Below are 5,644 nucleotides of genomic sequence, written 5' to 3'. Positions count from 1 at the left end.
GCTAAATTCGCATCTCCACCGATACCCATACTATTTGTAAGCATATCATAACCATAAATTTTGGCAGTTTTACCATTATCGCTATCACTTAAATGACTCGTAAAAATATTTTTGAAATACGCTGAAATCGGTCTACCCTCCCAAGATAATGCAAAAAAAGTAGCTACTTTCATGCCCTTTTTCTTAGGCTCTTCTTGTAGAGCTACAATTTCACTTAAAATATCATCAAAAAAGCTCTCGTTTAAGCCAGATAAATCCGTTAATATTTTATCATTTTTGACATCGACAGGATTGAAGCAAGAAAGCATATTTTTTACAGCTTTTAAAATCCCTTTTATAAATTTAGGCGTATCGTCTTTTACGGCTTTGCTAATGAATTGGACATTAGGGAACAAATTGCCAGAATTCGCGCCTATGCCAAATCTACAAACTATTAAATCATCTCTTGAAATATTGTTATTTACCGATATTTCTTTGCTTTTAATATCGCAAAGATAAATTTTAATAGCATCGTATTCATAGCTCTTGTTGTTGATTTTAGTTTTCTGTTTATCATAAATTTCACCGATACTAGAAAAAATTTTAACTATATCGCCCAAAATTTATCCTTTCTAAAACATACCTGAATTATAACTAATTTTAATTATATTGTCAATAGTTATTGTGTTTTAATGAAATAATTTGCCTTTTTTGAATTTTTATTATACAATCGGCTTTAAAGCAAGCAATCATCCTTTCTAGGATTTGAAATTTGTGCTTTAATGCAGTCTTGCTTTACAACCTCCAAAACCCCTACTCCGTAGTTCATGCACCCACTTCCAGCGCCCGCGCCAAGGATCAAATTTATTAGTTCTGCATTAGCTACAATTTTCCATCTTGCTTGCCACGCATATACCGGCTCGCGATTGTTGCCGTAATAGAATTTCACAGATTTACCCAGCTTTTGCCACAATAAATTTAATTCCATTTCGCCATCATATTTTCGCCCCATAATCGTCTCAAATCGCTGTAAAATATTCGTCTTCATCATCTCAAGATGCCTGGAGTCTTGCGGCTGCAGATAAATTTTATGCCCCAAAAGCCCGCTTACTGCGCACGCCACGTAGCCTTGCACAATAGCTTCGTTCTCGCAAATTTTATGATTTTTCGCTTCGACGGTAGTTTGCGTAAATAGAATTTCACCCAAGCTTAGCCTGTCTTTTAGCACTGCTAGCGCGATTTTACGTTCAAACTCCGGTTCGCATGAAGCAAATCGCACGCGCAAGTCCTCTCCTCGCAAGATAAAATCAAACACCGTGCGTTTAAAAATTTTACCGCTTGATTCGTGCCTATATCCTACGTGCTCTGAAGCCGGCAGATAGCGATAAAGAAAGCCCTGAATCAGCTGCGAGAGAGATTTTGTGATTTTTAGATTTTTAGTTGGTAATTTTGCGTTGATGATTAGCATTTGCGCTCCTTTGCGCGGTAAAATTTTGCCCAAGGTTCGCGCAAACCTTGGGCAAATGAGCTCTAAGTGAAATTAAAATCCTATCTCTTTGATATCGGCAAACTGCAAAAACGCGCGATAAATTTGCCCGATATTTGCGATACGATTTGCGCGTATCTTGACATCCTGAACGTTTATCATTACGTTATCGAAAAAATTATCAATCACGCCTTTAAGCCCAAATAGCGAGCGCAGATACCCACTCACGTCGTTTTCGTTGAGCTTAATCGCCCTGAACGCCACATTTAGCGCACGCTCAGCGTCGTGTTCGAATAGGTTTTCGTCCACCGCGCCTATTTTTTCGTCCTTGATGATATTGGCTAGGCGCTTAAAAGTCGCGAAATTTTCCCCGAAATCCGCTGCTGCTGCGATCTCGCCCAGCGCCTTTATGGCCTTGCTTAGTCGTAATAGATCGTTTTCGCCGCTTGCGATGCACGCCTTGATCACGGACGGATTTATCTCGTCAAAAATTCCGTATAACCTATCTTTTATAAAATCCAGCAGCTTAGAAATGTCAAATTTCTTATAATTTGGCGCTAGCTTCTGCGCCAGCGCATTCGCATCAAAGCTCAATCCTTGATTTAGTAAAATTTTAATTAGCCCAGTAGCTGCGCGGCGAAGCGCATACGGATCTTTATTGCCGCTTGGAACTTTATTGATGCTAAAAAGCCCCAGGAGCGTTTCAAATTTCATCGCCACAGCGATTACGCTACTAAATACACCGCTTGGCAGCTCGCTATCCTCGCCGCTAGGCAGATATTGCTCGCGTATCGCGCGGCATACATGCTCTGCCAGTCCAGCATGTGCGGCATAGTAGCTGCCCATAATGCCTTGAAGCTCGCTAAATTCGCCCACCATCGTGCTGCTAAGATCTGCTTTACTAAACATTACGGCATTTTCTATATCCTGCGCAAAATCCTTTTTGCCGATCTCCGCCTCAATCTGCGTAGCATAATCCGCGCTCAGTGCCCTTGCTACCGCTAGCTCGCGCACTTGCTTATCATATACCGAGTCAAGAGCTTGCATATAGGATATTTGTTTAAGTTTTTCAGGGCTAAATTCGGCTTGCAAATCGCTTTTCCAAAAAAACATAGCATCGCTTAGGCGCGCGCGTAAAACTTTTTCATTGCCGCGTACTACAAGCTCGTCATCATCGGTGATCGCATTACTAACGACAACGAAGTGATTGCTTAAGTTTTTACCCTCGAAAACGGGAAAATAGCGCTGATTCTCCTTCATCGAAGTGATAATGACCTCTTTTGGCACGCTTAAAAAATCTCGCTCAAAGCTGCCTAACAGCGCCGTCGGATACTCGGTGATCGCCGTTACTTCATCCAGCAATGCAGGATCGACCTCAATCTTAAAGCCATGCTTTTTCTCGAGCTTTGCAAACTCGCTTAGAATTTTATCTTTTCTTTTTTGCTCGCTTAAAATTACGCCGTTACGCTCCAGCAGTGCGAAATAATCTGCGGCGTCTTTAAATTTAATCGCTTCATAGCCAAATTTTCGGTGCGGAAAAAATGCAGCCGCGCTTCGCACGCCATAAATTTCAAAATTTACGTTTTGACCGCCCAAAACGCAGGCTATACTTCTTATCGGACGGATAAACTCAAACTCGCCGCTACCCCAGCGCATAGCGCGTCCAAAATTTAGCGATCGTAAAAACTCCTCTACCATTTCGCCTAGAATTTCACGACTATCACGCCCCTTTTGCACCGCAGCGTGGTAGAGCACCTCTTTGCCACCTATCTGTCGAAATTCCAGCTCGCTTTCGCTTATGCCGCATTTTTTAGCAAAACTTAGCGCTGCAGGGCTCCACGCGCCGTCTTTTAGTGCAACGGACTTAGGTGCTCCCGTGCTTACAATCTGTGCATCATCACCACGTTGCGGAAAATCCTCGTGAAATAGCACAAATCTACGCGGGCTAAATTCAAAGCGAAAGTCGCTATTTATGCGGTTAGCCTCAAGCACCGCGCGCCATTTTGGCGCGATATTCGCACGCTCTTTTAAAAACGGGATCGCAGGCAGCTCCTCGACCTCAATCTCAATGAGTAGTTCCATCTTTATCCTTTTTTCGTTGATTTCGTTTTTCGTTTTTCTCCATCATTTCGCGGTTAAATCCTACGATCATAAATATCATAAAAAGCACGAAAAGTGCGGTTATAACGGCGTGTATCATTCTACTATAAATTCCTTTTGCCCTTTATAAATCGTAAAATAGGCATTTTTAAATTCTAAATTTTTGCCATTTTGCACAGGAGCGCTTTTGCGAAAAATTCTAAACTCGCCCGCGCCTTTTAGATCAATTATGCCATCTTTAACGTCGCCTTTGATCGTGCTTATCACATCTCCTGCGCGCAGCTGCCGCACCGATGCGCTAGGCAAAACGTATGGTGCGATAGAGCCTACGTTGCCGCTTCTAGATACGATCTCAAAATCGTCGATCTCAAAGCTTTGCTTATAAAATTTCGTCTTTTTTACTAGCAGATCGAGTTTATCGCCTAGCCGCAGCCCGCTGCCGCCATAGACAAAAACTCCGCTTCCATCTTGGGAGATCGCAAAGCCGTGGCGGTTTGTAAAGCTCACGACTGCGCCTTTTATCAGCACAGGCTCGCTTATAATGCGCCCGTAAAGCTCCTCTATCGTGACGGTCTTTGCGGAGCTAGCGGTATTTTTAGCTAAAAATTCTTGCTTTTTCGGCATAGATTTTAAAGCGCCTTCGTTCGTCAGAATGAAGCTAATCGGGAAATGATCGGAAGTGAGAGAGGATTTGGCAAACGCGAAGCTATCCTTTTTATATCCCGGCTCGCTACTAAAAAAATCGTCGCTAAGCAAGATATGATCGAGCACCGCGCCACTTTCATGAGATTCACAAGAGCCAAAATGCTTTAACTGCGAGCAGGGATGTAGCGCCCATAAATCGCTAAATCCATCGCGCTCGATAAGCTCGTTTAGCAAAGAATTTCGCCCGAAATTCGTATTAAAATCTCCCGCTACGATAGCGCGTTGGTGCCCTTGCAAAACCTCGCGTAAAAAGGCGAAATTGCGCTTGCGCTCGCTTAGCGGATTGCGTGCAGAGAGCATATGCACTACATAAAAGCTAAAATCAGTGCCGCCAAGCGCAAAATCAGCGCGCAAAATATCTCGTGTTTTAAGCTCTATCGGGCGGTAGGTTTTTTGAAATTTTATCGGTATGCGCGACATCACCGCCACGCCCGCAGGTGCAGTCTGTGCGCGCGAAAAAGCGTAGAATTTATAGCCCGCCTTCTGCGCAAGCGCTTTTAGCACGGCTTCGTTTTCGATCTCTTGCAGCCCCAAAATATCGGCATTAAGCGCGCTTATCTCATCCGCCACCTTTTGTAGCTTGCGCTCGTATTTTTGCTCGCTCCAGCCTCCGCGCCCGATCTCAAAATCCGCGTATTCCGTGCCGTCATCCTTGCCATCGAATAAATTTTGCACGTTAAACGATGCGATTTTCAGCTCCGCGGCACTCGCGCCGCAGAAAAACATCGCAAAAAGTAGCGCTAAAACTCGCAAACCGCGCTCCTAAAGTCGAATTTATCGATGTTTTGGCGGATCGCTTCGTAGGTTACGATGCCCACGCTGGTGGCTAAATTTAAACTGCGCCCCGCCCCGCTCATCGGGATCGTGATGCAGTTTTCGCGGTTTGTGCGCATGATCTCAAGAGGCAGCCCGTGCCCCTCCGAGCCGAAAATCAAAAAATCGCCCGGCTGAAATTTCGCCTCATAGTAGAGCTTGTTTGTCTTCGTCGTCGCAAAAAAGAAGCGCTGCTTAAATTTCTCGTTCGCCGCCATAAACTCGTCCCAATTTTCCCAAATTTTAAGATCCAAGCTCGCCCAATAATCAAGCCCCGCACGGCGCAGATGCTTATCGTCGATGACGAATCCCAGCGGCTTGATCAGATGCAAGCGGCAGCTCGCATTGACGCACATACGCCCGATGGAGCCCGTGTTTGTGTGGATCTGCGGATATACTAACACGATATTAAACATCAAAAATCACCGATTTTGCATGAGCAGAATTTTGCGATTTAAAATTCCGCGAGGCAAAGTTTTGAGATTTAGAATTTTGCAAAGCTAAATTACGCAGCTTGGAATTTTGCGCAGTAAAGCCTTGCAAATTTGAATGGGCAAAATT

General features: G+C 44.1%; 5 protein-coding genes and 1 pseudogene. All 6 read right to left on the bottom strand.

Annotated features, from left to right (window positions below; all coding sequences use genetic code 11):
• Positions 1 to 599, bottom strand: a pseudogene (locus tag Q0256_RS05125) (CRISPR-associated protein); the annotation flags it as partial.
• 116 nt (positions 600 to 715) lie between these two features.
• The gene (locus Q0256_RS05120; RefSeq protein ID WP_297960715.1) at positions 716 to 1,447 is read right to left on the bottom strand and encodes a CRISPR-associated endoribonuclease Cas6; all 732 of its coding nucleotides are present in this window, start codon (positions 1,445 to 1,447) and stop codon (positions 716 to 718) included.
• Positions 1,448 to 1,519: 72 nt separating this feature from the next.
• Positions 1,520 to 3,547 carry a glycine--tRNA ligase subunit beta gene (glyS, locus tag Q0256_RS05115; RefSeq protein WP_297960712.1) on the bottom strand — a complete coding sequence of 676 codons (2,028 nt, stop codon included), beginning with the start codon at positions 3,545 to 3,547 and terminating at the stop codon, positions 1,520 to 1,522.
• The gene (locus Q0256_RS05110; protein WP_291937682.1) at positions 3,531 to 3,665 is read right to left on the bottom strand and encodes a hypothetical protein; all 135 of its coding nucleotides are present in this window, start codon (positions 3,663 to 3,665) and stop codon (positions 3,531 to 3,533) included. Before Q0256_RS05110 ends, glyS begins: the two co-directional genes overlap by 17 nt.
• Positions 3,662 to 5,023 carry an endonuclease/exonuclease/phosphatase family protein gene (locus Q0256_RS05105; protein ID WP_297960709.1) on the bottom strand — a complete coding sequence of 454 codons (1,362 nt, stop codon included), beginning with the start codon at positions 5,021 to 5,023 and terminating at the stop codon, positions 3,662 to 3,664. The genes Q0256_RS05110 and Q0256_RS05105 overlap by 4 nt, the downstream gene beginning before the upstream one ends.
• Positions 5,011 to 5,499 carry a tRNA (cytidine(34)-2'-O)-methyltransferase gene (locus Q0256_RS05100; RefSeq protein ID WP_297960717.1) on the bottom strand — a complete coding sequence of 163 codons (489 nt, stop codon included), beginning with the start codon at positions 5,497 to 5,499 and terminating at the stop codon, positions 5,011 to 5,013. The genes Q0256_RS05105 and Q0256_RS05100 overlap by 13 nt, the downstream gene beginning before the upstream one ends.
• Positions 5,500 to 5,644: the final 145 nt, after the last annotated feature.

The organism is uncultured Campylobacter sp., assembly GCF_937949835.1.
GTDB lineage: Bacteria > Campylobacterota > Campylobacteria > Campylobacterales > Campylobacteraceae > Campylobacter_B.
This window is presented reverse-complemented; position numbering and strand designations above follow the sequence as displayed.

Excerpts from the sequence above, each read along its gene's own strand:
- Q0256_RS05120 (WP_297960715.1), bottom strand. The coding sequence starts at position 1,447 with ATGCTAATCATCAACGCAAAATTACCAACTAAAAATCTAAAAATCACA.
- glyS (WP_297960712.1), bottom strand. The coding sequence starts at position 3,547 with ATGGAACTACTCATTGAGATTGAGGTCGAGGAGCTGCCTGCGATCCCG.
- Q0256_RS05110 (WP_291937682.1), bottom strand. The coding sequence starts at position 3,665 with ATGATACACGCCGTTATAACCGCACTTTTCGTGCTTTTTATGATATTT.
- Q0256_RS05100 (WP_297960717.1), bottom strand. The coding sequence starts at position 5,499 with ATGTTTAATATCGTGTTAGTATATCCGCAGATCCACACAAACACGGGC.